General features: G+C 65.0%; 1 protein-coding gene. It reads right to left on the reverse strand.

What is annotated here, in order from left to right; all coding sequences use genetic code 11:
* Positions 1 to 152 precede the first annotated feature (152 nt).
* Positions 153 to 1535: an IS1380 family transposase gene (locus NKJ67_RS35030; RefSeq protein ID WP_352585882.1), complete on the reverse strand. Its 1383-nt coding sequence runs from the start codon at positions 1533 to 1535 to the stop codon at positions 153 to 155.
* Between the last annotated feature and the right edge of the window lie 97 nt (positions 1536 to 1632).

A 1632-nucleotide genomic window follows, 5' to 3' on the forward strand; every position in this document is an offset into this window, starting at 1 on the left:
CCCGGATATCTCACACAGTCTTTCGGCGCGAGGCTGGCGGCAGCGATTTTGCCGGCGCTTGAGCTGCGGGCAAGGGATGTCCGCCGCTTGGAGCGGTTGGTGTGGTTCGGCGCTGTTTCCTTGCTGTTGACGGGAGGGGTGGATCGGGCCGTTCAGGCGGCGGCTGCCGAGAGCCGGGCATAGGTCAGGGCCCATTCGCGCTGGAAGGGGCAGGCTGAGTTCATGGCCAGCTTGATGCGACGCACCGAGACGCTGACTAGGGCGCCGATCTTGAACAGCTTGAGACGGATGGTGGCGCAGCTTGCCCTGGCGAGCCGTGTATCCACCAGGCCGATGCGGCGCAGCGCGCAGATCAGCACATAGGCCATCGAGGCGAACCAGAGCCTGAGCTGGTTGGCGCGCAAGGTGGCGGTCGAGGTGCGGTCGGCGAACAGGTCGAGCTGGCATTCCTTGATGCGGTTCTCCATCTCGCCGCGGGCGCAGTAGAGGTCCTCGTAGAGGCATTGCGCCGGCCAAGCCTCGGCGTCGAGCGAGGTGACGACAAAGCGCGGATTGGCCTCGCCTTGCGTCCACTCGGCCTTGGCCACGACCCGGCGCCGGCAGCTCCAGCTCTTGCGCGTGGTCCACAGGAAGTCCTTGAAGCGGCGGGCGGGCCGGCTGGTGAGGGCACTTTCTGCCTTGGCCTCCTCCAGTTCAGCCGCGATGTGGCGGACCAGCCGAACATTGCGGGCCAGACCGAACAGGTAGTCGACGGCGTTGGCCTCGCACCAGGCCATCAGCTCCTGACGGGCGAAGCCGGAATCGGCGCGCAGCACGATGCGGACCTTGGGCCAACGCTCACGCAGCTGGTGCACGATGCGCTCGATCTCCTGAACCGCACCGGCGGCCGCGTCGATGTTGGCGGGCCGCAGCTTGGCGCACAAAAGGTGATCGCCGCAGAAGATGTAGAGCGGCAGGTAGCAGTAGTTGCCGTAGTAGCCGTGGAAGAACCGCCCCTCCTGGTTGCCGTGCAGGGGATCGTCCGTGGCATCCAGATCCAGCACGATCTCTTCGGGCGGGGCGGCGTGCGCACCCATGAACAAATCGACGAACAGCGCCTCGATCGCCGCCGGATCGTGGCTGATCTTGTGATAGCGCGAAGGCTGCGGCCGGCTCAGCTCCAGCCGGTTGAGCGTCGACTTGCCGGCCACGGCCGCGCATTTCTTGTGACGGCGCGCCGTGAGCTTGCCGGCCAGCACCGCCAGCACCGGATCATGGCGCAATTCGTCATGGTCGTTCAGGTCTTCATAGCCAAGCGCGAGCGCGAAGACGCGCTGACCGACCAGCGTCTTCACCTCATGCTCGATCAGTGCCGGACGGCGGGCATCCACGAAGCAGCGGGCAAAGCGGCCGACCAGCCCGATCGCCCGGTCCGTCAGCCCCAGCAGAAGCGCGCCGGCGTCGGAAGTGATCGTTCCACCGTCAAAACCGGCCACGACGGCGCGCCTTTCAACAGGTGCAAAATCAAACCGTTCCGGTGTACACTCTGTTTGCATCGGGGAAGACCTCTGCTCAAGGTAAGTCTTTGTCGCAGAAGCATTTTCCTTGATTCGGAGCCCCGATGCACTTCAACTGTGTGAGATATCCGGGCTA

It is taken from the genome of Mesorhizobium sp. M0088, from assembly GCF_040322895.1.
Classification (GTDB): domain Bacteria; phylum Pseudomonadota; class Alphaproteobacteria; order Rhizobiales; family Rhizobiaceae; genus Mesorhizobium.